Origin of the sequence: Mesorhizobium sp. M0496, assembly GCF_040321205.1 — a bacterium.
In the GTDB taxonomy this organism is placed as follows: domain Bacteria; phylum Pseudomonadota; class Alphaproteobacteria; order Rhizobiales; family Rhizobiaceae; genus Mesorhizobium.
In genome coordinates this window covers 94,405-118,644 of record NZ_JAMYRC010000007.1, presented here as the reverse complement: position 1 = coordinate 118,644, position 24,240 = coordinate 94,405, and the positions used below count along the sequence as shown (strand labels likewise).

Below are 24,240 nucleotides of genomic sequence, written 5' to 3'. Positions count from 1 at the left end.
CGTTATCTCTAGCCAGATATTACGGCCCGGCGCGACCATGCGGCCAAGGAGAAAACCATGTCACACAATCTGCAGTTCTATATCGATGGTGCGTGGGTTGATCCTGTTGTGCCCAACACATTGGACGTCATCGATCCGTCGAACGAGGATGCCTTCGCGCAGATATCGCTCGGCTCCAAGGCCGATGTCGACAAGGCGGTCGCCGCCGCCAGGCGTGCTTTCAACACATTCGGATTTACAGAGGTCGGCGAGCGGCTAGAGCTCCTGAACCGCATCGTCGCGATCTACAAGAAGCGTAGCCCCGATCTGGCGATTGCCGTGTCGCGTGAGATGGGTGCGCCGCGCCAGATGGCCCTGGACAGCCAGGTCGGCATCGGCCTTGCGCATTTGCAGAAGATGGCGGACGTGCTGAAGACGTTCGAATTTCGCCACGTGAAGGGCAACCATCTGGTGGTCAAGGAACCGATCGGCGTCGTCGGTCTGATCACGCCGTGGAACTGGCCGCTCAACCAGATCACCTGCAAGGTCGGTCCCGCACTCGCCGCCGGCTGCACCATGGTGATGAAGCCATCCGAGATCGCGCCGCTCGACGCCATCATCTTCGCCGAGATTCTGGACGAGGCTGGTGTGCCGAAAGGCGTCTTCAACCTCGTCAATGGCGACGGTCCGGGCGTTGGCCAGGCGCTGTCCAGCCATCCCGACATCGACATGATGTCGTTCACCGGCTCGACCCGTGCCGGCATCCTGGTGGCCAAGGCAGCCGCCGACACGGTCAAGCGCGTGCATCAGGAGCTTGGCGGCAAGTCGGCCAATATCCTGTTCGGGGATGTCGACCTTGCAAGCGCCGTCAGCAAGGGCGTCGCCGGCTGCTTCAGCAACAGCGGCCAGTCCTGCAACGCGCCGACGCGCATGTTCGTACCGCGCGACCGCCACGACGAGGCTGCCGGCTATGCCAAGGTGGCAGCGGAAAAGTTCACCGTCGGCCCCGCCGATGCAGCAGGCACCAAGCTCGGACCGGTGGTGAGCCAGATCCAGTTCGACAAGATACAGGACCTGATCCAGGCCGGCATCGACGGGGGTGCGACGCTGGTGGCGGGCGGCACCGGCCGGCCTGCCGAACTCAACCGCGGCTATTATGTCCGCCCGACGGTGTTCGCCGACGTCACCCACGACATGCGCATCGCGCGCGAGGAGATTTTTGGGCCGGTGCTGGCGATCATGCCTTATGACAGCGTCGACGAGGTGATCGAGACCGCCAACGACACCGTCTACGGTCTCGCCTCCTACATCCAGGCCAAGGACATGAAGAAGGCGCGCGAAGTGGCGGCGCGCATGCGCACCGGCAACGTCTACATCAACTATCCCCAGTGGGACGCCGGCCTGCCGTTCGGCGGCTACAAGCAGTCGGGCAACGGCCGCGAATACGCCGAATACGGGCTTGAGGATTTCCTCGAGATCAAGGGCATCGCCGGGTATGAGGCGGCCGAGTAGGCACGATAGGGCGCGGCGATCTGCCCGCGCACTGTCCATTTGTCGAAAGTAGGCGCTGCACTCCGTGGGGCGAGGAACCGCAGCCTTGCAACGCCACGACTCGATCTCATCCTTGCCAATTGGCAAATACATGCTATATATCTGCCAATAGCAGAGTGAGCAGAAAATGCAGCTTCAGTCCATAGTCACGACGCCGGCCACGGTTGGCAGCGCCATCTCGGATGAAGAGGCGGGTGCGCTGGCGCGCACTACAGTCAATTTGTTCAAGGCCTGGAATCTGACCGACCTGGAGGCCTGCATCCTGCTAGGTGGCATATCGGCCCGCACCTGGGCACGCTGGAAGGAAGGCGGCATCGGCAGGATCGACCGTGACCTGCGCACCCGGATGGCGCACCTGATGGGCATCCACAAGGGCCTGCGCTATTTGTTCACGGACCCGGCGCGCGGCTATGCCTGGATCCGCAAGCCCAATGCCACCTTCGGCGGCCAGTCGGCGCTCGACCTGATGTTGCGCGGCGAAATTTCCGATCTTGCCGCCATGCGCGAATGGCTTGATGCGGAGCGTGGTGCATGGTGAGTGGGCTTGCGGTCCGTCGCCGCGTCGACTGGCACCAGACCTTCCGCATCATCCGCTCCATCCATCCGCCGATAGACCTCTTCGAGGACATTGCAGACCCGCGCGACTGGGAGGCGCTGGCCTCGGTCGAGGCGAAGACCAACCCGCGCATAAGGTTCGAGATCGGCGACCTCGGCAAGGTGGCCGCCGCGAGGCGGGTTTCCGGGCCCGGCGCCAGCTTCGTGATGGCGCCCTTCGTGCATTGTTCGACGCTGCGGCCCGGACGCTTCTCGGATGGCAGCTACGGCATCTACTACGCCGGTGACAGCGAGGACGTGGCGCTGGCCGAGACCATTCACCACCACCAGAAATTCATGCGCGCCACCAACGAGGATCCAGGCTGGACGGCGGATTTCCGCGTGCTGATCGGCAGCGTCGACCGCGACCTCGATGACGTCAACGCGGTACCTGATGTGCTCGACCCGGACGACTATTCCGCCTCGCAGGCGGAAGGGTGTGCGCTGCGGGCGGCAGGTAGCGACGGGCTGGTGTGGAACAGCGTGCGCATGCCGGGTGGCGGCTGCATCGGCATCTTCTGGCCCGATGTAATCACCATTCCGGTGCAGGGCCGACATTACAGCTACCACTGGGACGGCGCCCGCGTGGACTTCGTGCGTCAGCACGATACGGGAAAGGTGCTGGCGGTCACCTGACGGCGGGCGGACACGCTTTACAGATCGCGGGGAAGCCGATATCCATAAATCCAAGGATTCGGATATATGGATAAGAAAGATACTTTGAGCGCGCTAGCCGCGCTTGGCCAGGAGACGCGGCTGGATGTCTTCCGGCTGCTCGTGCGCGCCGGTCCGCAAGGCATTCCGGCGGGCGAGATCGCGACAAGGCTGGATACGGTCCAGAACACCATGTCGGCGCATCTGAAGGTGCTCGCCCATGCCGGGCTGATCCGCCCCGAACGCGACGGCCGGATCGTGCGCTACGTCGCCGACATGACCGGCTTGCGCGACCTGCTGGCCTATCTGATGGAAGATTGCTGCAACGGCGCGCCGGAACTCTGCCGTCCCGTCATCAATGCCGTGACCTGTGACTGCTAGGTGAGCAACCGCCGATGAGCGATCCACAAGCGCCTGCGCGCGATCGGCCGCAACCTGCCGAAGGCCGGCCGAACCTCGTTGCGGATGACTTGCCACGCCGCATCGTCGCGGAAGCGCTGGGGACCGCGCTGCTGGTCGCCACCGTGGTCGGCTCCGGCATCATGGCTGCCCGGCTGACGCACGACGTCGCGGTATCACTGCTCGGCAACACGCTGCCGACGGGGGCGATCCTCGTCGTGCTGATCACGATACTGGGGCCGATCTCGGGGGCGCATTTCAATCCAGCCGTCACGCTGGTGTTCGCGTTGCGCCGGGAGATCGAGGCGAATGCGGCGCTCGCCTATGCCATAGCCCAAATCGTGGGCGGGATCGCCGGGACGTTTTTGGCGCACGCCATGTTCGAACTGCCGATCCTGCAGGCCTCCGCGACGGTGCGGACCGGGACCGGGCAATGGCTCGCGGAGGCAGTCGCCGCATTCGGTCTCGTTTTCACCATCCTGGCGGGCCTGCGCTTCCGCTCCGACGCGATCCCCTGGCTGGTGGGGCTCTACATAACGGCCGCCTACTGGTTCACGGCCTCGACCTCATTCGCCAATCCGGCTGTCGCCATCGCCCGTGCCTTTTCCGACACGTTTTCTGGCATCCGCCCAATCGACCTGCCGAGTTTCATAGCCGCCGAATTGCTGGGAGCGCTGCTGGCCTTGGCCCTGGCGGGCTGGCTGCTTGCCGAACCGAAACCGATCAGACAGATGAAGGCCTCGAAATGAACATCACCATCTATCACAACCCGGCCTGCGGCACGTCGCGCAACACGCTGGCCATCATCCGGCAATCCGGCAAGGAGCCGGAGGTGATCGACTATCTGAAGACGCCGCCGTCGCGCGAAAGGCTGGTCGAACTGATCGCGGCGATGGGGATGACACCGCGCGACCTGCTGCGCGAGAAGGACACGCCCTATGCCGAACTCGGCCTTGCCGACCCGAAATGGTCCAACGAGGAGATTCTCGATGTCATGCTGGCGCATCCGATCCTGATCAACCGACCGATCGTGGTGAGCCCGCTCGGCGTCGTGTTGGCGCGGCCGTCGGAAAAGGTGCTGGATATCCTGCCCAACCCGGAGATCGGCGCGTTCACCAAGGAGGATGGCGAGGTGGTCGTCAACGCCTCGGGCAAGCGCGTTGGCTGAAGCTATTTCCATAATTTTCGAAATTGAGTTGACGGCGCGGAACGTGTCGCGTAGCTTATTTCCATGAAACTCGAAAAAGCAGCCGCCCAACTCGAAGCGCTCGGCAATCCGACGCGGCTTCAGCTCTATCGCATCCTGGTGCGCGCCGGCGACGACGGGCTTGCCGTCGGCAGTGTGCAGGGCAAGCTCGACATTCCGTCCTCGACGCTTTCGCATCACCTCAAGCGGCTGGTCGACACCGGTCTTGTGACGCAGGAGCGGCAAGCGACGACGCTGATCTGCCGCGCCAACTATCCCGGCATGAATGCGCTGATCGGCTATCTCGCCGACGAGTGCTGCGCCGATACCACCTGCGCGCCTGCGGTTGCCAAGGCGCTGGCTTGATTTTTTTGGACGTATAATTCGAAGATACCGGAAGGATCGAACCTATGAGCATGATGACAGACCTTCCCGTCGCGGTGATCGGTGCCGGCCCGGTCGGGCTGGCCGCGGCAGCGCATCTGGTCGAGCGCGGCATCCGTCCGCTCATCCTGGAGCGCGGCGAAAGCGTTGGTGCGGCACTGCTCGAATGGGGCCATGTACGGGTGTTCTCGCCGTGGGAATACAACATCGATGCGGCGGCGCGGGCGCTGCTCGACAGCTCCGGCTGGACGGCGCCTGACAGCCAAGGCCTGCCGACCGGCGGCGAGATCGTGCGCGATTATCTCGCGCCCCTTGCGGCACTTCCCGAGATAGCCGCCAAATTGAAGCTCGGCGCCGAGGTCACCGCGATCACCCGCCAGGGCCATGACAAGGTCGCCAATGACGGCCGCAAGGACGCGCCCTTCGTCATCCGCTATCGCGATGGCGGCGGCGAGCACCGCGTTCTCGCGCGTGCCGTCATCGACGCGTCCGGAACCTGGTGGCGGCCAAACCCTATCGGTGTCGACGGGCTGCCGGTTCCCGGCGAAGGCGAGGCTCGCGGGCGCATCGCCTATGGCATTCCCGACGTGGTCGGCAAAGTGAGGAGCAGCTATGCGGGCAAGCGCGTCCTCGTCATCGGCGGCGGCCACTCGGCCATCAACGTCGCCCTGGCGCTGATGGAGTTGCGGGACGCTGCGCCCGGCACCGAGATTTTCTGGGCGCTGCGCCACGCCAGCGTCGAAAGATTGCTCGGCGGCGGGCTGAACGACCAGTTGCCGGAACGCGGCGCACTCGGGCTGGCCGCCAAGCAGGCGATGGCGGATGGCCGGCTGAACATGCTGGCGCCTTTCGCCGTCAACCGCATCGAGATGCAAGGCGAGGGGCTCGTCGCTGACGCCAGCCTGGCCGGCAAGCCGTTCAGCCTGGCCGTCGACCGCATCGTCGTCACCACTGGCTTCCGGCCCGATCTGTCGTTCCTCGGCGAAATCCGCATCGCGCTCGATCCCGCCGTCGAGGCGCCGCCGGCGTTGGCGCCGCTGATCGATCCGAATTTTCACTCATGCGGCACGGTTCCCGCGCATGGCATCAGGGAACTCGCCCATCCCGAGCCCGGCTTCATCATCGTCGGCTCGAAATCCTATGGCCGCGCCCCGACCTTCCTGATGGCGACCGGCTACGAACAGGTCCGCTCGGTGGTCGCCGACATTGCCGGAGATCATCTCGCGGCCCGCGAGGTGCGGCTGGTGTTGCCGGAGACCGGGGTGTGCAGCGCCGTCGGTGTCGTGACAGGATCGGAAAGCGCCGGCTGCTGCGGCGGGCCTGCGCCCGCCAATGTCGATGCCTGCTGTGTCAGGGATGCGGACGCCAAGGCAAAGGGCGCATCGGGCTGCGGTTGCGGAACCGATGCCGAGGCGAGAAGAGCCGTGTCGGCCGGCGTTGATGCCTGACCGGTCCGCCCTGCGCAAGGCGATCTGGGCGCTCGGGCTGACCCAGATCATCGGCTACGGCACGCTCTATTACAGCTTCTCGATCCTGGCACCGGCGATGGCCCGCGAATTCGGCCTTAGGGAAGGCTGGGTGTTCGGCGCGCTGTCCGCCTCGTTGTTCGCCGGCAGCCTGTTCGCGCCGACGGCCGGACGCTGGGCCGACCGCTTCGGCGCCGGGCGCATCATGACCATTGGCTCGGTTGCGGCGGCGCTGGCATTGGCGCTGTGCGCCCTCTCGCCCGACCGCGTGAGTTTCGTTCTGGCATTGCTGGCGATGGAACTGGCCTCCAGCTTCGTCCTCTACAGCGCCGCCTTCGTGGCGATCGTGCAGATCGGGGTTCCCCGGCCGCAACGCAGCATCACCCACCTGACGCTCATCGCCGGGTTCGCCTCGACCCTGTTCTGGCCGCTGACCTCGGCGCTGCATGCGCAGCTGACATGGCGCGAGGTCTATCTTTTGTTCGCGGCGCTCAATCTCGGGCTCTGCCTGCCGATCCACGCCTGGCTGATGCGCCTGTCGCGCCGTTACGCGACGGCCGCGAGCCAAGAGCGCGGGCCGGTCCCCGAAGCGGGAGCGCCGCTCGATGCGCGGCGCGGACGGGTCGCGTTCCTGTTGATGCTGGCGGGGTTCGCGACCGAAGGCTTCGTGCTGTCGGCGATCCTCATCCACATGGTGCCGCTGACGGCAGCGCTTGGGCTCGGCACTGCCGGCCTCTTCGTTTCGACCCTGTTCGGGCCGGCGCAGGTCGCCAGCCGGCTGATCAACATGCTGTTGGGCGGGCGGCTGCAGCAGACGCATCTTGCCGTCATTGCAGCGTCGCTGCTCACAGCCGGGCTGTGCGCGTTGTTGCTGACCACGCCATGGCTGCCCGGCGCCTTCGTGTTCGTGTTTCTGTTCGGCCTCGGTTCCGGCCTCACCAGCATCGTCGGCGGCACCTTGCCGCTCGAACTCTTCGGCCGCGAAGGCTATGGCGCGCGGCTCGGATGGGCGAGCGCTGCCCGTCAGTTCACCTCGGCCTTCGCGCCGTTCGCGCTCGCCTTCATGATGGCTCGGACATCCGTCGCCAATTCGCTGTGGGTGCTGGTGGTCGTCGCGGCGAGCGGCGTGATCGCTTTCCTCGCCATCGCGCTGCTCAGACGGCGCGATGGCCGGACTGCGTTTGTGGTGGGCGGCAGTCCGGGAGAGGCGACCAGATCATGACATGCGCGCTGGCAGGGCGACTTGGTATCTTACCCTTCTGCGAGCCAGAATCATGGACATATACCAATTTTTGGTATATGTTGGGCATCATACCCTAGGATGGACGTTCATGCCCCGAAATACCTCTGTTTCCCTTGGCGACCATTTCGCTGGCTTTATCGATACGCAGGTTCAGACAGGCCGTTACGGTTCGGCGAGTGACGTCGTGCGTGCGGGCCTGCGGTTGCTCGAAGAGCATGAGGCCAAGGTCCGTGCCTTGCAAAACGCGCTCATCGCCGGCGAGGAATCTGGCGCACCTGTTGCCTTCGATAGCACTGCATTCCTGAGCAAGATGCGCGCCAAGCATGCCAAATGAGAGCCGCCAATATCGACTCTCACCTCTCGCCGAAGCTGATTTGGAAGATATCTGGCTCTACACGTTCGAGCACTGGTCGCTTGAACAAGCGGATCGGTATCACCACGATTTGATCGGTGCTATCGAGGCCTTGACCAGTGGCGTTAAAACCGGCCGCCGCACCGATGTGCGCGAGGGCTATTTCAAATATCCCGTCGGGCAACACTTCGTTTTCTTCCGTCAATACGAAATGACCCTGGATGTCATCCGCATCCTGCATCAACGAATGGACATTGAACGACATCTATGACGGGCGAGATGTTCGCGGCCAAGGAACGCGTAAATTGACCGGAGTGTCAGTGCGCCCTTAGTGCCTGAGAATTTTGCCGAGAAAAGCCCGGCTGCGGTCGGTCTTGGGGTGGGAGAAGAACTCCTCGGGCGTGCCGCTTTCGACGATGGCGCCGGCGTCCATGAACACCACGCGCTGGGCGACCTTGCGGGCAAAGCCCATCTCGTGGGTCACCACCATCATGGTCATACCTTCCTCGGCGACCGCCACCATGACGTCGAGCACTTCCGAAATCATCTCGGGGTCGAGCGCCGAGGTCGGCTCGTCGAACAGCATGATCTTGGGCCGCATGCCGAGGCAGCGCGCGATCGCCACGCGCTGCTGCTGGCCGCCGGAGAGCTGCGCGGGATAGGCATTGACCTTGTCGGCGAGGCCAACCTTGGCCAGCAATTCGCGCCCGGCCTTTTCGGCTTCCGCGCGTGGGATCTTGCGCACATGGATGGGGGCCAGCGTCACGTTCTCGAGCGCGGTCTTGTGCGGGTAGAGGTTGAACGACTGGAAGACGAAGCCGATCTCGGTGCGCAACTGCGTCATGTTGGTGGCGGGGTCGCCGAGGCGCTGGCCGTCGACGGTGAGATCGCCGTCCTTGATCGCCTCCAGGCCGTTGACGCAGCGGATCAGCGTGCTCTTGCCCGAGCCGCTCGGGCCGCAGACGACGACCACCTCGCGCGGCTCGACGCTGAGCGTAATGTCCTTCAGCACGTTGAGCGTGCCAAACCATTTGTTGACGCCGCGAAAATCGATCATGCCCGTTTTGGTCATATCTTTTGGGCCCTTTGGGTTCGATGTCACAGCTGCACCTCGCCATGCGCCGCGCCCATGCGGCGTTCGAGCCGGCGGGCGAGCATGATCAGGGGATAGCAGACGATGAAATAGCCAACGCCGACGAGGAAGAAGACCAAGAGGCCGTTCGGCACACGCTGCACCACCAGCCAGCCGACGCGGGTGAGGTCGGTGAGACCGATGGCGGAGACGACAGAAGAATCCTTGATCAGCAGCACGTATTGCCCGACCAGCGGCGGCAGCACGATGCGCATCGCCTGCGGCAGCACCACCTGGCGCATGCGCTGCCAGCGCGACAGGCCTGATGCGAGCGCCGCCTCGACCTGGCCAGTCGGGACCGAGCGAATGCCGGCGACGACGATCTCGCAGATGAAGCAGGCGGCAAGATTGGTCAGCGCGATGATGCCGGCGGTGAAGGCGTCGAGCTCGATGCCCAACTCCGGCAGGATGAAGAAGATCAGGAAGATCTGCACCAGGAACGGCGTGCCACGGATGAGATCGACCCAGGCCCCAATCAAGCCCGAGATCAGCCGGTTGCCGCCGGTTCGCAGGATGCCGAGGCCGAAGCCGAGCAGGGTGCCCAGCACCAGGCTGATCAGCGACAGCACCACGGTCATGCCGAGGCCGCGCAGGGCCAGCGGATAGGAGCCGGCAAGGCTTAGCAACTGCTGCCAGATCATGTTCGCGCCCCCGCCGTGCCGAGCCAGCGGCTGGAGAGGCCAGCCAGCCCCTTCAGGCCGTAATAGAGCAGCAGGTAGAAGGCGGCGATGGTGAGGAAACCTTCCGCCGGCATGAAGCGGTCGGAGGCGAGCAGCTGACCGGCGCGCGTCAGTTCGGAAACAGAGATCAGCGACAGCAGTGCGGAATCCTTGACCAGCACGATCGCCTGGCCGAGCAGCGGCGGGATCGTCACCTTGAAGGCTTGCGGCAGGACGACAAGGCGCATGCGCTGGACATAGGTCATGCCAGAAGCGACGCTGGCTTCGACTTGGCCGCGCGGGATCGACAGGATGCCGGCGCGAATGATTTCAGCGATATAGGCGCCGCTGTTGAGCGATAGCGCGAGGATGCCGACGACCAGCTCCGGCAGGACGAAGCCGAGCCGGGGCAAGCCGAAATAGAGGAAATAGAGCTGCGCCAGCAGGGGCGTGGCGCGCACGGCGTCGATATAGGCCTTGGCCGGCGCGCGAAACAGCCAGCCGCGTTGCAGGTTCATGGCGCACAGCACGATGCCGACGACGAGCGCGCCGACGAAGGACAGCGCCGACAGCCAGACGGTCGTGATCAGGCCCTGCCCGAACAGAGGCAGATATTCGACGATTGTGCGGAAACTGAAATTTTCGAGCATGGGCGCGCGGCGGTGAAGAGGGAAGGGTGATTAGCGAATAGCGAGTAGCGAGTAGCGAGTAGCGAGTAGGGAAGTAGGGAAGTAGGGAAGTAGGGAGCAGCAAAGCGTGGCCGGAACAGCCGTTCACCACTCCCTACTCGCTACTCCTATTCGCTACCCCCTAATTCCTCAGTGGTCTTTCTTCCAGGCGTCGGAATTGACCCAGTAGTCGAGGTTCTTCTGCAGGCGGCCGTCGATGCTGACCTGGTTGAGGAACAGGTTCATCCAGACCAGCAGGTCCGGCTCGTCATATCGGGTGGCGAAGGCAAGCGGTTCCTTCGACAAAAGGTCCGGCATGATGGTGAAGGAGCCGGCCGGATAGGCCGTCGACTGACCCTTGACCGCCGATACGTCGTTGACGCCGCAATCGGCCTGGCCGTTGTTGACGGCGTCGAGCAGCAGCGGACCGCCGCCCTTGTAGCTCTTGATGTCGGCATCGGGGAAGGCGGTCTTGGCTTCCTTCTCGCCGGTGGCACCGAGCAGCACGGCGATCTTGGTACCCTTGGCCTTGCAGTCCTCGGTGGTCTTGAACTTGCTGTCGGCCTTGGTGAAGACTGTGCTGCCCGTATACATGTAAGGCGTGGTGAAGGCGACCTTCATGCCGCGCGCCAGTGTCGGCGTCATGTCGGCGACCAGCAGGTCGGCCTTGCCCGAAAGCAGCGCCGGTATCAAGCCGTCCCAGTCGAAGTCGAGGAAGGTGATCTTGACGCCCATTTCCTTGGCCATCAGTTCGGCAAGTTCAACCGAACTGCCGGTGCGTTCGCCATTGGCGCCGACCAGCGAGAAGGGGGGTCCCTGGGTCTGCACGGCGACGCGCAGTTCCCCGCGCTTGGTGATGTCGTCCAGCGTTCCGGCTGTGGCAGCAGTGGTAAGGCCGGCGAGTGCAAGTCCGGCGATGAAAAGTCTGGCAATATTCATTTTGGTAGTCCTCCTTGTTTTATTGTTCCATGTCTTCGTTGTTTTTCACCCTTTGGGGGTGCTTTTTGAGCGGCAGCGCCGTTGCCGGCGGCAGCCACCGTTCGAAAATCCTCAGTCCCAGGCCACCGTCTCGGTGACTTTGATGCCGCGTCTGGCAAGCTCGTCGAAGAAGGGTTCGTCAGGCACGTCGAGCAGCGGGTTGAGCAGGCCGGGTTTTCTGATGTCACCGCGCGCGAGCATCTGCGCCACGATGCTGGCGGGGTAGCCGACGCCGAGGCTCATGCCGAACAGGCCGGAGACCAAGTCCCGCTCGATGATCAGGTCCGATGTCACCGTCTTGGCGCGGCCGCCTTCGAGGCCGGAAAAGACATTGCGCATCACGCAAAGATCCTTTTCGCCGGGGCCATATTGCAATTGGGGTCCGAGCAGCCGGCCGAGGAATTCGCGCGGACTGTTGCCGGTGCCAGGCACCTTGTCTTCGGAGAGGAAGCCGAGCTCCTTCAGCGGCGCCCAGAAGGCCGACCATCCCGGCCAGCGCAGCGTATAGCGGCCGGAACGGCGCAGACCCCTGGCGGCGTCCAGCATCTCGACATAATGCAGCGCATCGCCATTTGGGAACGCTTCCAGCCTGCCCAGGCCTGCGACCTCGATCTCATGGATGAAAGGGTTGTCGTGCTGCTGGCCGGCCGGCACCGCGACGCGCTTTCCGCCCTCGATCATCACGCTGTCGCGGTTCTGGCTGACCAGGACCATGTCGAAATTCCAACTGACCTTGTAGCAAAGCGGCTTGGCCATCGCCTGCGGCTCGGGGATGCCGCCGCAGTAGGAATCGATTGCCGTGATGGAGTCGAACTGCTTTGCCGCACGGGCGTAGAGCACGAGGTCGATGCCGGGGTCGAGCCCGCATTCGGTCATGATCGGAACGCCGGCCTGTTCGGCCGCCGGCGCCAGATCGGCGATCGACTTGGCGTAGTTGGTGGTGACCAGCGGCGTGCCGGTGGCGATGGCGGCCTGCACCGCCTCGCGCATCAGCGGCTGCGGCAACAGATCTATGACGGCGTCGACATCATCAAGCACGTTGGCCAGCGCCGGACCGATGGCGTCATCGGGCACGACGAAGCGCACGCGGGCAAGGTCGGTCAGGCCGGCAAGTCGGGCAGGGCCGTCCGGTGCGGTGTCGACGCAGACAATTTCCTCGACGCCGTCGCTGGCGACGAGGTCGGCGATGGCCGCTCGGCCTTGCAGGCCGAGGCCGCCGAGAACCGCGATCTTCATGCCGGCTCCTTGCGGTCGTCCGACCAGCAGCCTTCCGGCAGGCTGACCCATTTGTTGCACGACGCCATGACGACGAAGGTCTCACTGCGCACGACTTCGCCCGGCTCGCCGGCGCCCGGGATCAGCTCGCTGGTGACGCGGTAGAGATCGGCGACGTCACCGGCCACCGTCACGTCGACGATGATGTCGAAGCGCCCGGTGACCACCGAAGCCGAGTTGACGAAGGGCAGTTCGGAAATGCGCTGCGCCAGTTCGCGAGCCCGGCCGCGCCCCTGGGCGTTGATGCCGACAATCGCCGAGATCAGCTCGGGCCGCTCGGTCAGGTTCAGCAGCCCAACGATCTTGAGCAGGTTGCGGTCGAGCAGATTGCGCAGCCGCGTGCGCACCGTCGGCACCGAAATCGCCAACATCTCAGCGAGGCGATTGATGCCCGGCTGCGCGTCCTGCGACAGCTGTTTGACCAGCCGCCGATCGGTCAGATCGAGATGTTCCCGCAAAGTCCCCGTCTTTCATAAAAGGAAAAAACTTCGGCATTTTTTTTGCCAATGTGCAAACAAGCTACGTCACGAATTTTTGAAATGCAAGGCAATGATTCCTCGTTCTGACGCCCATCGCCGACAGATCGGGAGTGGGCAGGGGAATCGGTGTGGTTGGTCCGGGCGGTTCAATGGCTCGTTCTCACGATTTCTTCGGCGAGTACTTGCGCAATTCATGATTTACCCACAATATAGTGTGGGGATATTGGGGGATCGGCGTGTGAATCAAAGTGATTCCAATGCGGCGTCTTTACGCTGTTGCAATATGTTGTCTCGCGCAAAGTATTGGCGACGCACGGTGGGGTGCGCTCTGCCGATGCTGGCGTTGACGGCCTGTGCGAGCACCAATTTCGGCACGATCAATCCGATTCGGCGTGACCGCATCATGGCGGTGGTGGCAGAAACCAAGCATCAGCTCAGTGTCTATACTGCCTACCAGCGGTATGAGCTGCCCAGGATGATTGCCGAGCGGAGACGGATGAATTGCGGCTACGGGCTCATCAGTTATGACGTCAAGACGGTCAAGCTTGAACTTGTCACCTCCAGCCAGGGCACCGCGGGCGGCGAAGCCGGCATTTCGGCCAACGGGATTGGGGTTTCGGTCAGCGGATCGCATCAGGTTCTGGATGCCCAGACGCTGACACTCGAGGGCGATATCAAGTCCAGCCGCAACCGCATTCCCTACGATCCGACTGAATTGAAGAGCTCGCCGATTGCGCAGGTCCTCAAGGACCTGACCGAGGGTATGATCAGCCAAGCCGGTGATCCCAGCGATGTCTGCATCAAGACGAAGAAGGGCGACGGCTCGACCTTCAAGATCGGCATCACCGTGACCGACACAGTCGGAGGCGGGGTGAAGATCGGGATTTCGCCTGCCGCGCTGTCAGCCACGGGTGAGCTCAAAAGCGTGACCGGCAACACGATTACGGTCACCTTGGCACCTCATAATTTCCGGATGGATTTTCCTCATCACCAGCTGCCGCACGGCGTCACAGACGACGATCTAAACAAGCATGTTGTCGCGCCCGCCCTGCTGTGAAGAAAGTGGGGACGCAGTGAGGGAGTCCCTCATGAGCGGATACGTCCGAGTTGCGTGGCTCCCGAAGTGGGGCAACGGGCAGCTTGGTGCGCGGTTGCTGCCGCTCACCGTTAATCTGCTGGCTTCAGGCCAGCGCGGCGGCCAGCAGCTTTGCCTGCGGCGTCAGCTCGTCGAAGCGGCGGGCGCAGAGGTTGAGCTGGCGCGTCGCCCAGTCGTCGGTCAGCCGCAATGTGCGCAGCGTCCGCGCCGAACGGCGGGCGGCACTTTCCGGCACGATGGCGATGCCCGCACCTTGCGCGACCAGCCCGCAGACATTGTCGAGGCCAGGCACGCGGATGCGGACATGCAGGTGACCGCCAAGGCGGGCGGCCTGGCGGGTGATGTGCTCCTGCAGCGCATGACCGGTGCTGAGGCCGACAAAGGATTCGCCGAGAATCTCGGTGAGGCTGATGGTGCGGCCTTCGAGACCGGGTCGGTTCCGCGCGGCGATCACCACCAGCCGGTCGGTGAAGAAGGGTTTCTGCTCGAGATGCGACAGGCCGGCCCAGGTCGCGGCGATGCCGAGATCGGCAGCACCGCTGGCCACGGCTTGCGCGATCTCATGGCTCGGCCGCTCTTCTAGATCGATGTCGATCCGGGGTTGCGCGACAAGGAAGGTGGGCAGGATGCTACGCAGCAGCTCGCCAGTGGCGGCGGTGTTGGCCATCAGCCGCACGCGGGCGCGAAGGCCATCGGCATAGGCGGCGAGGTCGCCGGCCATCGCCTCGATCTGGTTCTGCACCGCCCTTGCATGGTGCAGCAGCGCCTGTCCGGCGGCGGTCGGCACCACGCCACGGCGGCGGCGCTCCAGGAGCGGCGCGCCGAGCCGCTCCTCCATGCCCTTGATGCGGGCGCTGGCCGACGCCAGGGCCAGCCCGGCAAGTTCGGCGCCATGGGTGATGCTGCCGCGCTCGGCCACCAGCAGGAACAGTCGGAGATCGACCAGATCGAAGCGCATTTTTCTGCTCCTGCAAACGGTCCGGCGCCCCGGGAGGCGGTCGTTTCCTGCTGCCAGCCTTCGTCGTGGCCGAAGGCTGGCAGCGCAATTTCCACATTGTGATCGGCCGAGATCTTCGTCAAACAGTTTCGAAGGAGATATGCGATGAGCGAACGAGTATCAGGCCGCCAAGGGCTCGGCATTCTTGAAGGCGCGGCGATTGTGCTGGCCATCGCCGTGGCTTGCCTTGCCATGGCGCGGGCGGAGCCCGGTTTGCGGGGATGCTCGGCCGTCCCCGTCAGCCGCGATGCCACGCAGGCAAAGGCCACACGCGATGCCGCTGATGCAACCGACATGCTGCTGCATGACTGATCCCGCCGCGACTGTGCCACCATGCTGAGCGCCGGCGTCCTCGCCTGGACCGGCGCCGTCTTCCTGGCGGCCGGCTTCGTCAAGGGCGTCGTTGGCATGGGGCTGCCGACCGTGGCGATGGGATTGCTGGCGGTGACGATGCCTCCGGCGCAGGCCGCCGCTTTGCTGTTGATCCCGTCGCTGGTCACCAATCTCTGGCAATTGGTGACCGGCCCGTCCTTCGGCGGCCTGTGCAAGCGGCTGTGGACGATGATGGCAGGAGTCGCCCTCGGCACCGTCACCGGCGCCGGCCTGCTGACCGGCGCGCATACGGGCGCAGCCTCGGCGGGGCTGGGCGCGGCGCTGGTGCTTTATGCCGTCGTCGGCCTTGCCAGGGCCGGCTTCACCACGCCGGCACGCCACGAGGCCTTGATGTCACCGCTGGTCGGCGTTGCGACCGGGCTGGTCACCGGCGCCACCGGCGTCTTCGTCATCCCGGCGGTGCCCTATCTGCAATCGCTGCGGCTGGCGAGGGAAGACCTGATCCAGGCGCTCGGCCTGTCCTTCACCGTGTCGACGGCAGCGTTGGCCATCGGGTTGTTCATGACCGGCGCCCTGGCATCGCCGACGGCGCAACTGGCGGGGTCGCTCGTGGCCTTGGTGCCGGCGCTGGCCGGCATGTTCGCCGGCCAGGCGCTGCGGCAGAAGATGAGCGTCGAGACCTTCCGCACGGTGTTCTTCGCCGGGCTGCTGGCGCTGGGGGTGTATCTTGTGGGCGAGGTGATGCTGTAGACCTATTCCTTGGGTTAACTACAGCCCTACCGGTCATACAAGAGCAGACTGATGAAATGAGCCTTCATGTGTTGAAATTGGTGGCGTGCGCGGATGGGCACGACCAATATATTGATGGCGAGCGCTACGCGCTCTTGGTTTTCGCCAACGCCAATAGTCTGGAGTCGGCCCTATCCGCAACGCCGGCGCATCTTATGACCTGCGGTTGGCAGTATGCCGAGGTTCGGCATGCTAAGGAATTGGCAGTTCAAGTTTCTTCAATAAGCGATGACGTTCTGCGAAATGCCGCGGAGGCAGCTCTTCAGGATGGATACGCGATCATCGTCTATGCGCCGCCTATCACGGACCCTGGCTCATAGATTCAAACCAACCCATCACCCATGGAGGTAACTGCGGCCAAGGTGCAATTTCGGTACGACCGGGCCTCGGCGAGCGGAACCGGAGCCGACAGCCTCACGCAGCGTCCCACGGAGTCTTTGCCGTCATGGTGCGGCGCAATCGATCGTTCGGTTGCGGCGGCGCGTCGAGACGGGTCAGAAACTCAGCGTAGACAACCGGCTCGACGGTAAACACGAGCCGGTTGAGCAACGCGTCCTCTGCGGCGCGTTGCGGCGCTTCAAGCGTGAAGTCGGTGCGATTCTTGCCGAGCAGTTCCGCTGCCCGGTCGATCAGATTGCGAACTTCCGGCTTGACGCGGATATTGAGCGGAACGCTCTTCGACAACGGATGATGTGGCGGTGGCATGAATAGCTCCCTTCTTCATCCAGATCATAGCGACTGTAATGACAGTGTCATTACAGTCGCTAGGCTGAGATTTGCGGACAGGTTCAGCGAACGACCAGCACCGGAATTTCGGTGTAGGACAGCACTTCCGCCGTCTGGCTTCCCAGAAGCAGCTTGCCCAGTCCGCGACGCCCGTGCGAGGCCATCACGATCAAGTCGCAGCCTCTCACCTGCGACAGCTCCAGGATCGCCTCGGCGGGCCTTTTGTCCTCGACATGCACGACCTCCGTGGAGACGCCGGCCGCATCCGCCGATGCCTTGCACTTGTCGAGAACCTGCTTGCCATATTTACGCGCTTCTTCCTGGTAGGCGGCCAGTTCATCGCCGGTGGCATAGCCAGCCATGGCGCCGCCCCAGGCGAAGATCGGGAATTGTTCGGAGACGGTGATGAAAATAACGGAGGCGCCGAGGCCCTTGGCCAACGTCAGTCCGTGGGCAACGCCCTTGTCGGCCAGTTCCGATCCGTCGGTGGCAATGAGCAGATGTTTGTACATGATGATCTCGACCTGTTGTGCAAGGGCCGACGCCCTCGTGGTAGCGGGAGCCTTGGGAGGCTACCTTGATATAGTTGCGCCATCGGGCTGATCACAGGGCCAGCTCGATGCGGATCAGGGCCAGGCGGCAACACGTTTTGCGTCAGCAGGATTCCCCTTTGCGGGATCGTCCCCTAAGGTGCGGGCGACATCGAAAGGCATCCCATGAGCAACGCGTTTCCGCAGATCCACCTTGTCCGGCATGGCGAGACGGCATGGAGCCTTTCGGGGCAGCATACCGGCCGCACCGACATGCCGTTGACGCCGGCCGTCGAGGCGGCAGCGCGGGGTGTCGCGGATCGCCTGAAAGGCCTGTCGTTCTCGGCCGTGTGGTCGAGTCCGTCGCAGCGCGCCTACAACACCAGCGTGCTGGCCGGCTTCGGTGCGCAAAGCGTCAAGAAGGACGATCTGCAGGAATGGGACTACGGCGCCTATCAGGGGCTGACCACGAAACAGATCCTGGCCGAGCGGCCGGGCTGGACCGTGTTTCGCGATGGTTGCCCGAAGGGCGAGAGTGCGGCCGATGTCGGCGCGCGGGCGGACAGGATCATCGCCGAATTGCGCAAGGCCAACGCCGACATATTGGTGTTTTCCAGCGCGCACTTCCTGCGCGTGCTGGCGGCGCGCTGGACCGGCTTGCCGCCCGAAGGCGGAGCGCTGTTCTTGCTTGATACGGCCAGCATCAGCGTGCTCGGCTACGAGCACGATCTGAGCGAGCCGGTCATTCGGAAATGGAACCAGAGGTAGGGCGCAAGCACCCTACCTGTCGAACTTCCTGATCGCCTCGGCGGTCACCGGCGTGAAGAAGTTCACCAGATTGCCGTCCGGGTCGCGGAACAGCAGCGAGCGGTTGCCCCACGGCATGGTGGTCGGCTTCTGCACCGTGACATCCCTGAGGAGCTCCGAGAGCCTGGCGAATTCCGCATCGACGTCGCCGACGCGGAATTCGATGATTGCCGTGTGGTTGTCGGCCGGGCGGGCGATGTCGCCGCCGAACAGCATCAAGGTGCGTGTGCTGCCGATCGCCAGCGTGCAGGAAGGTGTGGCGAGTTCGGCGAAGTCTTCCGTGTACATCGTCACGGGCATGCCGGTGATCTCGCTGTAGAAGCGCACGAGGCGCTGAACGTCTGACGTGATGATGCGGACAGAGACGAAATTCATCGCATGGCTCCCTGGACTGCTGGAGCCGCTGCCGGGCTCCACATCAGATCCATAGGCCAGGCCTCCTGACAGCTCTCTGTCAGGAGATGGGTGCGATGATCATTTGTTCAGCTCAGGCAAGACGGCCGGCAGGCCGAAGGCGGCGAACAGCTCGGCCCCGAGCGGGCCGACATAGACCGTCAGCGAGGCGATCTGGCCGTCGGTCGGCTCGATGACATGCAGTGACTGCGCGCGCCATTCGGGTTCCTGATGGTGCCGCGCATAGATCGCGACGGCGGGCTGGCCGTTGGCCCTCGTCGCGACCGCATGGTAGCCGGCGAAATTGCCCCAGACGGTTTTGAAGAAAGCCCGGATCGCCTCGCGTCCCTGATACCAATCCAGCCATGGCGGCATGTGGTAGGTGGCGTCCTCGCGCAGCAGCTCGACGAAGCGGTCGAGATTGGCGGCCTGCCAGGCCCGCATGTAGCGTTCGAGCAGCAGGCTGTCTTCGCGGTTGGGCCGCTCGCGCTGCAAGGGGCGCCCTTGGGGATAGTGCGCACCAAGCGTTGCGCGGGCGCGTTGCAGGGCGCTGTTGATCGAAGCGGTCGTGCCGCCCAGCAAGTGCGCCGTCTCGAGTGCCGACCAGCCCAGCACGTCGCACAGCAAGAGGGCGGCGCGCTGCCTTGGCGGCAGAAGCTGGATCGCGGCGACGAAGGCAAGCTGCACCGCTTCGCGGGTCTCGTAGCGCGCTTCCGGACCGGGCTCGCCGTCGACGAGATTCGGCAGTTCGGCGTCCGGGTAGGGCTCCAGCCAGGCGAGTTCGGCTGCCGGCCCGCCGGCGGCGCGCCCCTCGGTCGGCGGCCGTCCGGGCGGTTCGAGAATGCGATGCACCGATGACCTCGCCTTGATGGCGTTGAGGCAGCTGTTGGTGGCGATCGTATAGAGCCAGCCGCGCGGCGAGCCGCGCCCGTCGAATTGCGAGCGGCCGCGCCAGGCTTTCAGGAACGTCTCCTGGACGAGGTCATCGGCCTCGTGCAGCGAGCCCATCATCCGGTAGCAGTGCAGCTTGAGCTCGCGGCGGTGGGCCATTGTCAGGCGCTCGAAGGCCAGCCGATCGAGGATCGGCTGGTCCAGCGGCTCAAGCGGGCCGGGAGCATCTGTCATGGCGAGCCTGCGGTGCTGATTTCGGTCGGCATCCTGCGCGCCTCATGCCGCCGCCGCAAGGCCGCTGCCGCTGACCGTGAAAGAGACGCCCTGCAGCCTGCCGCCGGCGAGTGCGACCACGGCGCGCCCGACATCGGCCGGTGTCTGCACATCGGTCATGCTGGCAAGGAAATCCGCCGGGCTGATGCCGAGATAGGCCGAAACGCCTGATATGCCGCCCTGGCCAACGCCGGTGCCGGCCATGATGCGCATCGGCACCAGCGCCATGAAGCGCAGGCCGAGGTCCAGCCGGTCCGCTTCCTTCTGGCTATGGCCGGCAAGAAACATCTGCATGCGCTTGGCGCCGGAATAGCCGCCGGAATTCGGCGGCCCGCCGCTGAGTGCCGCGCCACTGGAGATCAGCACCACCCGGCTGCCCGGCTTCAGCCGGCCCTGGAGTGCCGCCTTGCAGAACAGGAAGGATGCCTTGACGTCCATGTCCCAGTTCGCGGAGAAGTCCTGCCAGCTCTGGTCCTGAACGGGTGCCGACGGGGCAAGCGCCCCGGCGCAGATCACCAGCACGTCCGGCTGGAGCGCAGCGAACACCGCATCCGGCGTCGCCTCCTGGGTGGCGTCGGCGGAAAGCGTCTTCACCTTGGGATGCTCCCAGGAGAGCTGTTTCAGATCGGCCGCGCCGCGGGCGACGGCGAGAACCGCCGCGCCCTCGCTCAATACGGTTTCGACGATGGCGCGGCCGACGCCCCGGCTGCCTCCGACCACGACGACATTCTGACCTTGTAACGATCCCATGGATCACCTCGCTTTTCCGGCCCGGAGGATTCCGGTGCCTGTAGATGAGGACAGTGGGGGTGGATGGAAATCATCGGTGGGGTGCGGATTTTTCTGAGGCGTTTGTCGTGTCGTCGCCTGGCAGTTGAAGAAGCCGGGATCGCGCTCCTTCGCGCCCCCCTCTGCCCTGCCGGACATCTCCCCCACGAGGGGGGAGATCGGCAGCTTGGCCGCCGGCTCTCCTCCTGCAACGTCGAAGATTGGCGAAGGCCGTGACGACGGCCAATCTCCCCCCATGTGGGGGAGATGTCCGGCAGGACAGAGGGGGGCGCCACAGAGTGCCACCTTTGAGCTGTCACTCACCCCGCCAACAGCGCCAGTTCCTCCGGTGTCAAATGCCGCGCGGTGCCCTTGGCGAGGTCGCCAAGCTGCAGCCGGCCGATGGCGATGCGGATGAGGCGCTTGATCTCGATGCCGTGCGCGGCGAGCAGGCGGCGGATGTGGCGGTTGCGGCCTTCGTCGAGCACGATCTCCAGCCAGGCGGTGCGGCCGCCGCTGCGCAGGAGTTCGATCGAGCTGGCGGTCAGGGTCTCGCCGTCGACGGTCACACCGGTGCGGAGCTTGTCCAGCATCGCCTCATCCGGCGCCATACCGATCTGTACATGATAGGTCTTGGGCAGATGCGAGGCGGGGTCCATCAGCCGGTTCGCAAATTGTGTGTCGTTGGTCATCAGGAGCAGACCCTCGCTCGCTTTGTCGAGCCGGCCGACCGGCGAGACGAAGGGCAAATCGAGCCCTTCCAGGCAGGCATAGACGGTGTCGCGCTGTTGCGGGTCGTCGCGGGTGGTGACCAGCCCGCGCGGCTTGTTGAGGATGAGATAGACCTTGCGCTCGGCCACCACCGGGCTGTCGTCGACGACGATGCGGTCGCGGTTGAGGTCGACGCGCAGCGCTGCATTGCGCACCACCTTGCCGCCGACGCGCACGCGGCCTTCGGCAATCAGCACCTCGGCCTGTGTGCGCGAGCACAGGCCAAGCTTCGACAGCGCCCGGTTCAGGCTGACGCCGGGCGCCGCCTGCCTGCCGCTTTGTCGTGTCTGCCGTGGTGCCATGCTGCCGTCTGTGTTGGTGAAGCCGACAGATGCCACGGGCCGCGATGGCTTCGCAAGCCGTGCTGCTGCCTTCGTGCGCAGGGCATGAAGCAATGACGGCATCCGCACCGCCTGGAACGGCGATATTGTCGCCGTCGCATCCGCGATAAACTTGCACCGCATGAATGAGTCTCCCGCGCCGATCATCAAGACTGTCGTCATCGCCGCCACGCCGGCCAGCGTCTGGCAGGTGCTGACGACGCCTGAAACGATCCCGCAATGGATGTCGGATGAAGAGCTGACTGTTAGCCTGCAGGGGCATGTCGGTGGGGCGATCGTGATACGCGGGTTGCTGCACGGAATGCCGTTCGAAAATCATGGCACCATCCGCGCCCTCGAGCCGGAGCGGGCATTCGCCTACGGTTACTGGAGCACGCTGTCGGCCTCGCGGCTGGCGGACGTGCCCGAAAACCACACGGTGGTCAGCTTCGATCTGTCGCCGGCGGACGCGGGAACGCTGCTGACGCTGACGCTCAGCGACTTCGCCGAACCGGCCATCCGTCCGCATGCCAATCTCTACTGGGGGCCGACCTTGCAGACCCTGAAGGCGGTCTGCGAACGCCCCTAAGTGAGGGACTGGTCAGGTTGGGCCGGAGCACTGCGCCTGGAATGGTCGCAGTTGCTGCAAATATCAACCCTCGTCCAACCCTTGCTCTGAGGGGCGCCTCGCCAAAGCGCGAATGCGGTCGGCGACGGCGCTGTCGACCGGATTGTAGACGGTCAAGCTCAAATCCGGCCGGCCATCGACCGCGAACCCCGAATATTCCAGCTCGATATCGCCGAGTTCCGGGTGCTTCAGGCGCTTTGTCCCGTCGCCGTGGCTCAGCACGTCGTTCTCCCGCCATAGGGCGGCGAACTCCGGGCTGGTGCTGCAAAGTTCGTCCACCAGCTGGGCGACCTCGGAGACCGCGCCGGCGCGTGCCGCATCGGCCCGGAACGCTCCCACCACGAAACGGGCGAGGTTTTCCCAGTCGTGCTGCTTGGCACGGATGACAGGGCTGTGGAACATGAAGCGCAGGATGTTGCGCTGGCCGGCGGGCAAGGCACTGTAATCGGTGAGCACGATTTGCGCAGCGCGGTTCCAGGCGACGACGTCCCAGGTGGCGGTCCTGACCAGAGCGGGACTGGCGTCAAGCGTGTCGAGCAGGCGCTGCAGCCGGGGGCTGACGCCCTCAACGCCCCTGTAACGGACCTCGGGCGGTCGGCCCAGGCCGAGCATGAAAAGGTGTTCACGTTCTGCCTCGGTCAGCATCAGCCCCTTGGCGATGCGGTTGAGGACATCGGCCGAGGGCGCGCCGCCACGGCCCTGTTCCAGCCATGTGTACCAGGTCGGACTTATGTTGGCGCGCTGAGCGACCTCTTCGCGGCGCAATCCCGGCGTCCTCCTGCGCCCGGAGAAGCCGAACGACGCGGGATCGAGCCGGGTGCGCCGGTCCTTCAGGAACGCTGCCAGCGAGCCGGCGGATTTGATGGGCATCCTGTTAGCCATTATACCATGATAAGATCACTACTTTAATGGAATAGTAGACCGGCGATACTGCGCAGGCAACTGTGCAGGAGATTTTGCATGCGTATCTTTCTCACCGGCGCGACCGGTTTCATCGGCTCGGCGATCGTTCCCGAACTCATCAAGGCGGGCCACCAGGTGGTCGGCGTCACCCGCTCCGACGCCGGCGCCGAGGCGCTTGCCGCCGCCGGCGCCGAGGTGCACCGGGGAACGCTCGAGGAGCCCGACGGCCTGCGTGACGGCGCGGCGAAGGCGGAAGCCGTAATCCATACGGCGTTCGACCATGATTTCTCGCGGTTTGCCGACAACTGCGAAAAGGACAGGCGCGTCATCTCGGCACTCGGCTCGGCGCTTGCCGGTTCCGAGCGGCCGCTGGTGATCACCTCCGGCGTCGGCGTGGGCAGCCCCGGACATGGCCAGTTGGCCAGCGAGGACGTCTTCAACGCCAGTCATCCCAATCCGCGCATCGCGTCGGAACTGGCCGGCAATGCCTTGCTGGAGGCAGGCGTCAATGTGTCGGTGGTGCGGCTGCCGCAGGTCCACAATCCGGTCAAGCAGGGGCTTATCACGCTGCTCATCGAAATCGCGCGGGAAAAAGGCGTGTCGGCCTATGTCGGCGAAGGCCGCAATCGCTACTCTGCCGGCCATCTCCTCGACGCGGCGCGGCTTTATCGGCTCGCCGTGGAAAAGCAGCAGCCGGGCGCACGCTATCACGCGGTCGGCGAGGAAGGTGTCGAAGTGCGTGCAATCGCCGAGGCGCTTGGCCGGGGTTTGAGATTGCCGGTCGTTTCGATACCGCCGGAAAAGGCGGAGGAGCATTTCGGCTGGATGGGAATGTTCGCGCCCATGGATCTGCCGGCCTCCAGCGCGCTGACCCAGGCTCGGCTGGGCTGGCATCCGACCGGCCCGACGCTGATCGCCGATCTCGACGCCATGCAATACGCCGCCTGACGGGCTAAGCCTCGGCGCCAAGGCTGGCGAGATGCGGCCGGTAACAGTCAGGTTACCGGCCGTTTTGC

At 64.5% G+C, this 24,240-nt stretch carries 32 protein-coding genes; 18 read left to right on the top strand and 14 right to left on the bottom strand.

From position 1 onward, the window contains the following. The first annotated feature begins 57 nt into the window (after window positions 1–57). The 11 genes from NKI73_RS09575 (at window position 58) to NKI73_RS09525 (ending at window position 8,079) form a co-directional block, all read left to right on the top strand. The gene (locus NKI73_RS09575) at window positions 58–1,491 is read left to right on the top strand and encodes an aldehyde dehydrogenase family protein (RefSeq protein WP_352628874.1); all 1,434 of its coding nucleotides are present in this window, start codon (window positions 58–60) and stop codon (window positions 1,489–1,491) included. A gap of 166 nt (window positions 1,492–1,657) precedes the next feature. Beyond that, window positions 1,658–2,068: an antitoxin Xre/MbcA/ParS toxin-binding domain-containing protein gene (locus NKI73_RS09570; protein ID WP_352628872.1), complete on the top strand. Its 411-nt coding sequence runs from the start codon at window positions 1,658–1,660 to the stop codon at window positions 2,066–2,068. Continuing rightward, window positions 2,062–2,760 carry an RES family NAD+ phosphorylase gene (locus tag NKI73_RS09565; RefSeq protein WP_352628870.1) on the top strand — a complete coding sequence of 233 codons (699 nt, stop codon included), beginning with the start codon at window positions 2,062–2,064 and terminating at the stop codon, window positions 2,758–2,760. Before NKI73_RS09570 ends, NKI73_RS09565 begins: the two co-directional genes overlap by 7 nt. A gap of 66 nt (window positions 2,761–2,826) precedes the next feature. Further along, on the top strand, window positions 2,827–3,159 hold the full coding sequence (locus NKI73_RS09560; protein ID WP_352628868.1) for an ArsR/SmtB family transcription factor: 333 nt from the start codon (window positions 2,827–2,829) through the stop codon (window positions 3,157–3,159). Window positions 3,160–3,173: 14 nt separating this feature from the next. Beyond that, window positions 3,174–3,926, top strand: coding sequence for an aquaporin (locus NKI73_RS09555; protein ID WP_352628866.1), 753 nt, complete (start codon window positions 3,174–3,176; stop codon window positions 3,924–3,926). Then, window positions 3,923–4,345 (top strand): arsenate reductase (glutaredoxin), encoded by a 423-nt coding sequence (gene arsC / locus NKI73_RS09550; RefSeq protein ID WP_352628864.1) that lies wholly within the window; start codon window positions 3,923–3,925, stop codon window positions 4,343–4,345. The genes NKI73_RS09555 and arsC overlap by 4 nt, the downstream gene beginning before the upstream one ends. Before the next feature lie 63 nt (window positions 4,346–4,408). Then, window positions 4,409–4,729 (top strand): ArsR/SmtB family transcription factor, encoded by a 321-nt coding sequence (locus NKI73_RS09545; RefSeq protein ID WP_352628861.1) that lies wholly within the window; start codon window positions 4,409–4,411, stop codon window positions 4,727–4,729. A 44-nt stretch (window positions 4,730–4,773) separates the two neighbouring features. Further along, window positions 4,774–6,195 (top strand): NAD(P)-binding domain-containing protein, encoded by a 1,422-nt coding sequence (locus NKI73_RS09540; protein WP_352628859.1) that lies wholly within the window; start codon window positions 4,774–4,776, stop codon window positions 6,193–6,195. Continuing rightward, window positions 6,188–7,435, top strand: coding sequence for an arsenite efflux MFS transporter ArsK (gene arsK, locus NKI73_RS09535; RefSeq protein ID WP_352628856.1), 1,248 nt, complete (start codon window positions 6,188–6,190; stop codon window positions 7,433–7,435). The genes NKI73_RS09540 and arsK overlap by 8 nt, the downstream gene beginning before the upstream one ends. A 109-nt stretch (window positions 7,436–7,544) precedes the next feature. Further along, window positions 7,545–7,790 carry a type II toxin-antitoxin system ParD family antitoxin gene (locus NKI73_RS09530; RefSeq protein ID WP_031260421.1) on the top strand — a complete coding sequence of 82 codons (246 nt, stop codon included), beginning with the start codon at window positions 7,545–7,547 and terminating at the stop codon, window positions 7,788–7,790. Then, window positions 7,780–8,079 carry a type II toxin-antitoxin system RelE/ParE family toxin gene (locus tag NKI73_RS09525; RefSeq protein ID WP_352628854.1) on the top strand — a complete coding sequence of 100 codons (300 nt, stop codon included), beginning with the start codon at window positions 7,780–7,782 and terminating at the stop codon, window positions 8,077–8,079. The genes NKI73_RS09530 and NKI73_RS09525 overlap by 11 nt, the downstream gene beginning before the upstream one ends. A gap of 57 nt (window positions 8,080–8,136) precedes the next feature. Here NKI73_RS09525 and NKI73_RS09520 read toward each other — a convergent pair whose 3' ends face one another. From NKI73_RS09520 to NKI73_RS09495, 6 genes are all read right to left on the bottom strand, one after another. Further along, on the bottom strand, window positions 8,137–8,880 hold the full coding sequence (locus NKI73_RS09520) for an amino acid ABC transporter ATP-binding protein (RefSeq protein ID WP_352628852.1): 744 nt from the start codon (window positions 8,878–8,880) through the stop codon (window positions 8,137–8,139). A gap of 26 nt (window positions 8,881–8,906) precedes the next feature. Then, window positions 8,907–9,581 carry an amino acid ABC transporter permease gene (locus tag NKI73_RS09515; RefSeq protein ID WP_352628850.1) on the bottom strand — a complete coding sequence of 225 codons (675 nt, stop codon included), beginning with the start codon at window positions 9,579–9,581 and terminating at the stop codon, window positions 8,907–8,909. After that, window positions 9,578–10,249 (bottom strand): amino acid ABC transporter permease, encoded by a 672-nt coding sequence (locus NKI73_RS09510; RefSeq protein ID WP_352628848.1) that lies wholly within the window; start codon window positions 10,247–10,249, stop codon window positions 9,578–9,580. The genes NKI73_RS09515 and NKI73_RS09510 overlap by 4 nt, the downstream gene beginning before the upstream one ends. Before the next feature lie 168 nt (window positions 10,250–10,417). Beyond that, window positions 10,418–11,206: an ABC transporter substrate-binding protein gene (locus tag NKI73_RS09505; protein ID WP_352628846.1), complete on the bottom strand. Its 789-nt coding sequence runs from the start codon at window positions 11,204–11,206 to the stop codon at window positions 10,418–10,420. A 111-nt stretch (window positions 11,207–11,317) separates the two neighbouring features. Further along, on the bottom strand, window positions 11,318–12,481 hold the full coding sequence (locus NKI73_RS09500; RefSeq protein WP_352628844.1) for a saccharopine dehydrogenase family protein: 1,164 nt from the start codon (window positions 12,479–12,481) through the stop codon (window positions 11,318–11,320). Then, on the bottom strand, window positions 12,478–12,978 hold the full coding sequence (locus NKI73_RS09495) for an Lrp/AsnC family transcriptional regulator (RefSeq protein ID WP_095091173.1): 501 nt from the start codon (window positions 12,976–12,978) through the stop codon (window positions 12,478–12,480). Before NKI73_RS09495 ends, NKI73_RS09500 begins: the two co-directional genes overlap by 4 nt. Window positions 12,979–13,333: 355 nt before the next feature. Between NKI73_RS09495 and NKI73_RS09490 the strand changes: the two genes are divergently transcribed. After that, on the top strand, window positions 13,334–14,056 hold the full coding sequence (locus tag NKI73_RS09490; RefSeq protein ID WP_352628841.1) for a hypothetical protein: 723 nt from the start codon (window positions 13,334–13,336) through the stop codon (window positions 14,054–14,056). Between the two features lie 124 nt (window positions 14,057–14,180). Here NKI73_RS09490 and NKI73_RS09485 read toward each other — a convergent pair whose 3' ends face one another. Beyond that, the gene (locus NKI73_RS09485; RefSeq protein ID WP_352628839.1) at window positions 14,181–15,053 is read right to left on the bottom strand and encodes a LysR family transcriptional regulator; all 873 of its coding nucleotides are present in this window, start codon (window positions 15,051–15,053) and stop codon (window positions 14,181–14,183) included. Between the two features lie 144 nt (window positions 15,054–15,197). Here NKI73_RS09485 and NKI73_RS09480 point away from each other — a divergent pair, with 144 nt between their 5' ends. Genes NKI73_RS09480 through NKI73_RS09470 form a run of 3 tightly spaced genes read left to right on the top strand, consistent with a single transcriptional unit; the run spans window position 15,198 to window position 16,534 of the window. Next, window positions 15,198–15,404, top strand: coding sequence for a hypothetical protein (locus NKI73_RS09480; protein ID WP_352628837.1), 207 nt, complete (start codon window positions 15,198–15,200; stop codon window positions 15,402–15,404). 21 nt (window positions 15,405–15,425) lie between these two features. Then, window positions 15,426–16,175 (top strand): sulfite exporter TauE/SafE family protein, encoded by a 750-nt coding sequence (locus tag NKI73_RS09475; RefSeq protein ID WP_352628835.1) that lies wholly within the window; start codon window positions 15,426–15,428, stop codon window positions 16,173–16,175. Between the two features lie 56 nt (window positions 16,176–16,231). Continuing rightward, complete coding sequence (locus tag NKI73_RS09470; protein WP_352628833.1) at window positions 16,232–16,534, top strand: hypothetical protein; 303 nt, start codon at window positions 16,232–16,234, stop codon at window positions 16,532–16,534. Window positions 16,535–16,628: 94 nt separating this feature from the next. Here NKI73_RS09470 and NKI73_RS09465 read toward each other — a convergent pair whose 3' ends face one another. Continuing rightward, the gene (locus NKI73_RS09465; protein WP_352628831.1) at window positions 16,629–16,919 is read right to left on the bottom strand and encodes a type II toxin-antitoxin system TacA family antitoxin; all 291 of its coding nucleotides are present in this window, start codon (window positions 16,917–16,919) and stop codon (window positions 16,629–16,631) included. Between the two features lie 83 nt (window positions 16,920–17,002). Further along, window positions 17,003–17,452 carry a universal stress protein gene (locus NKI73_RS09460; RefSeq protein ID WP_352628829.1) on the bottom strand — a complete coding sequence of 150 codons (450 nt, stop codon included), beginning with the start codon at window positions 17,450–17,452 and terminating at the stop codon, window positions 17,003–17,005. A gap of 204 nt (window positions 17,453–17,656) precedes the next feature. Between NKI73_RS09460 and NKI73_RS09455 the strand changes: the two genes are divergently transcribed. Continuing rightward, on the top strand, window positions 17,657–18,238 hold the full coding sequence (locus NKI73_RS09455) for a histidine phosphatase family protein (protein WP_352628827.1): 582 nt from the start codon (window positions 17,657–17,659) through the stop codon (window positions 18,236–18,238). Window positions 18,239–18,250: 12 nt separating this feature from the next. Here the strand turns inward: NKI73_RS09455 and NKI73_RS09450 are convergent, their stop codons facing one another. From NKI73_RS09450 to NKI73_RS09435, 4 genes are all read right to left on the bottom strand, one after another. Beyond that, window positions 18,251–18,652 (bottom strand): VOC family protein, encoded by a 402-nt coding sequence (locus NKI73_RS09450; RefSeq protein WP_352628825.1) that lies wholly within the window; start codon window positions 18,650–18,652, stop codon window positions 18,251–18,253. A 99-nt stretch (window positions 18,653–18,751) separates the two neighbouring features. Beyond that, a complete protein-coding gene (locus tag NKI73_RS09445; RefSeq protein ID WP_352628824.1) occupies window positions 18,752–19,795 on the bottom strand; it encodes an RNA polymerase subunit sigma-70 in 1,044 nt (347 codons plus the stop codon). A 42-nt stretch (window positions 19,796–19,837) separates the two neighbouring features. Continuing rightward, the gene (locus NKI73_RS09440) at window positions 19,838–20,584 is read right to left on the bottom strand and encodes an SDR family NAD(P)-dependent oxidoreductase (RefSeq protein WP_352628822.1); all 747 of its coding nucleotides are present in this window, start codon (window positions 20,582–20,584) and stop codon (window positions 19,838–19,840) included. 338 nt (window positions 20,585–20,922) lie between these two features. Further along, on the bottom strand, window positions 20,923–21,675 hold the full coding sequence (locus tag NKI73_RS09435; RefSeq protein WP_352629007.1) for a pseudouridine synthase: 753 nt from the start codon (window positions 21,673–21,675) through the stop codon (window positions 20,923–20,925). A 160-nt stretch (window positions 21,676–21,835) separates the two neighbouring features. On the opposite strand from NKI73_RS09435, the gene NKI73_RS09430 reads away from it, so the two are divergent. Then, window positions 21,836–22,282: an SRPBCC family protein gene (locus NKI73_RS09430; protein ID WP_352628820.1), complete on the top strand. Its 447-nt coding sequence runs from the start codon at window positions 21,836–21,838 to the stop codon at window positions 22,280–22,282. A gap of 63 nt (window positions 22,283–22,345) precedes the next feature. Here the strand turns inward: NKI73_RS09430 and NKI73_RS09425 are convergent, their stop codons facing one another. Then, entirely contained in the window at window positions 22,346–23,191 is an 846-nt protein-coding gene (locus NKI73_RS09425; protein ID WP_352628818.1) for a helix-turn-helix transcriptional regulator, read from the bottom strand. Between the two features lie 90 nt (window positions 23,192–23,281). Here NKI73_RS09425 and NKI73_RS09420 point away from each other — a divergent pair, with 90 nt between their 5' ends. Next, window positions 23,282–24,172 carry an SDR family oxidoreductase gene (locus NKI73_RS09420; protein WP_352628816.1) on the top strand — a complete coding sequence of 297 codons (891 nt, stop codon included), beginning with the start codon at window positions 23,282–23,284 and terminating at the stop codon, window positions 24,170–24,172. Window positions 24,173–24,240 lie beyond the last annotated feature (68 nt).

Coding starts and splice junctions, on each gene's coding strand:
- NKI73_RS09575 (WP_352628874.1), top strand. CDS start 58: ATGTCACACAATCTGCAGTTCTATATCGATGGTGCGTGGGTTGATCCT.
- NKI73_RS09570 (WP_352628872.1), top strand. CDS start 1,658: ATGCAGCTTCAGTCCATAGTCACGACGCCGGCCACGGTTGGCAGCGCC.
- NKI73_RS09565 (WP_352628870.1), top strand. CDS start 2,062: ATGGTGAGTGGGCTTGCGGTCCGTCGCCGCGTCGACTGGCACCAGACC.
- NKI73_RS09560 (WP_352628868.1), top strand. CDS start 2,827: ATGGATAAGAAAGATACTTTGAGCGCGCTAGCCGCGCTTGGCCAGGAG.
- NKI73_RS09555 (WP_352628866.1), top strand. CDS start 3,174: ATGAGCGATCCACAAGCGCCTGCGCGCGATCGGCCGCAACCTGCCGAA.
- arsC (WP_352628864.1), top strand. CDS start 3,923: ATGAACATCACCATCTATCACAACCCGGCCTGCGGCACGTCGCGCAAC.
- NKI73_RS09545 (WP_352628861.1), top strand. CDS start 4,409: ATGAAACTCGAAAAAGCAGCCGCCCAACTCGAAGCGCTCGGCAATCCG.
- NKI73_RS09540 (WP_352628859.1), top strand. CDS start 4,774: ATGAGCATGATGACAGACCTTCCCGTCGCGGTGATCGGTGCCGGCCCG.
- arsK (WP_352628856.1), top strand. CDS start 6,188: ATGCCTGACCGGTCCGCCCTGCGCAAGGCGATCTGGGCGCTCGGGCTG.
- NKI73_RS09530 (WP_031260421.1), top strand. CDS start 7,545: ATGCCCCGAAATACCTCTGTTTCCCTTGGCGACCATTTCGCTGGCTTT.
- NKI73_RS09525 (WP_352628854.1), top strand. CDS start 7,780: ATGCCAAATGAGAGCCGCCAATATCGACTCTCACCTCTCGCCGAAGCT.
- NKI73_RS09520 (WP_352628852.1), bottom strand. CDS start 8,880: ATGACCAAAACGGGCATGATCGATTTTCGCGGCGTCAACAAATGGTTT.
- NKI73_RS09515 (WP_352628850.1), bottom strand. CDS start 9,581: ATGATCTGGCAGCAGTTGCTAAGCCTTGCCGGCTCCTATCCGCTGGCC.
- NKI73_RS09510 (WP_352628848.1), bottom strand. CDS start 10,249: ATGCTCGAAAATTTCAGTTTCCGCACAATCGTCGAATATCTGCCTCTG.
- NKI73_RS09505 (WP_352628846.1), bottom strand. CDS start 11,206: ATGAATATTGCCAGACTTTTCATCGCCGGACTTGCACTCGCCGGCCTT.
- NKI73_RS09500 (WP_352628844.1), bottom strand. CDS start 12,481: ATGAAGATCGCGGTTCTCGGCGGCCTCGGCCTGCAAGGCCGAGCGGCC.
- NKI73_RS09490 (WP_352628841.1), top strand. CDS start 13,334: ATGCTGGCGTTGACGGCCTGTGCGAGCACCAATTTCGGCACGATCAAT.
- NKI73_RS09485 (WP_352628839.1), bottom strand. CDS start 15,053: ATGCGCTTCGATCTGGTCGATCTCCGACTGTTCCTGCTGGTGGCCGAG.
- NKI73_RS09480 (WP_352628837.1), top strand. CDS start 15,198: ATGAGCGAACGAGTATCAGGCCGCCAAGGGCTCGGCATTCTTGAAGGC.
- NKI73_RS09475 (WP_352628835.1), top strand. CDS start 15,426: ATGCTGAGCGCCGGCGTCCTCGCCTGGACCGGCGCCGTCTTCCTGGCG.
- NKI73_RS09470 (WP_352628833.1), top strand. CDS start 16,232: ATGAGCCTTCATGTGTTGAAATTGGTGGCGTGCGCGGATGGGCACGAC.
- NKI73_RS09465 (WP_352628831.1), bottom strand. CDS start 16,919: ATGCCACCGCCACATCATCCGTTGTCGAAGAGCGTTCCGCTCAATATC.
- NKI73_RS09460 (WP_352628829.1), bottom strand. CDS start 17,452: ATGTACAAACATCTGCTCATTGCCACCGACGGATCGGAACTGGCCGAC.
- NKI73_RS09455 (WP_352628827.1), top strand. CDS start 17,657: ATGAGCAACGCGTTTCCGCAGATCCACCTTGTCCGGCATGGCGAGACG.
- NKI73_RS09450 (WP_352628825.1), bottom strand. CDS start 18,652: ATGAATTTCGTCTCTGTCCGCATCATCACGTCAGACGTTCAGCGCCTC.
- NKI73_RS09445 (WP_352628824.1), bottom strand. CDS start 19,795: ATGACAGATGCTCCCGGCCCGCTTGAGCCGCTGGACCAGCCGATCCTC.
- NKI73_RS09440 (WP_352628822.1), bottom strand. CDS start 20,584: ATGGGATCGTTACAAGGTCAGAATGTCGTCGTGGTCGGAGGCAGCCGG.
- NKI73_RS09435 (WP_352629007.1), bottom strand. CDS start 21,675: ATGGCACCACGGCAGACACGACAAAGCGGCAGGCAGGCGGCGCCCGGC.
- NKI73_RS09430 (WP_352628820.1), top strand. CDS start 21,836: ATGAATGAGTCTCCCGCGCCGATCATCAAGACTGTCGTCATCGCCGCC.
- NKI73_RS09425 (WP_352628818.1), bottom strand. CDS start 23,191: ATGCCCATCAAATCCGCCGGCTCGCTGGCAGCGTTCCTGAAGGACCGG.
- NKI73_RS09420 (WP_352628816.1), top strand. CDS start 23,282: ATGCGTATCTTTCTCACCGGCGCGACCGGTTTCATCGGCTCGGCGATC.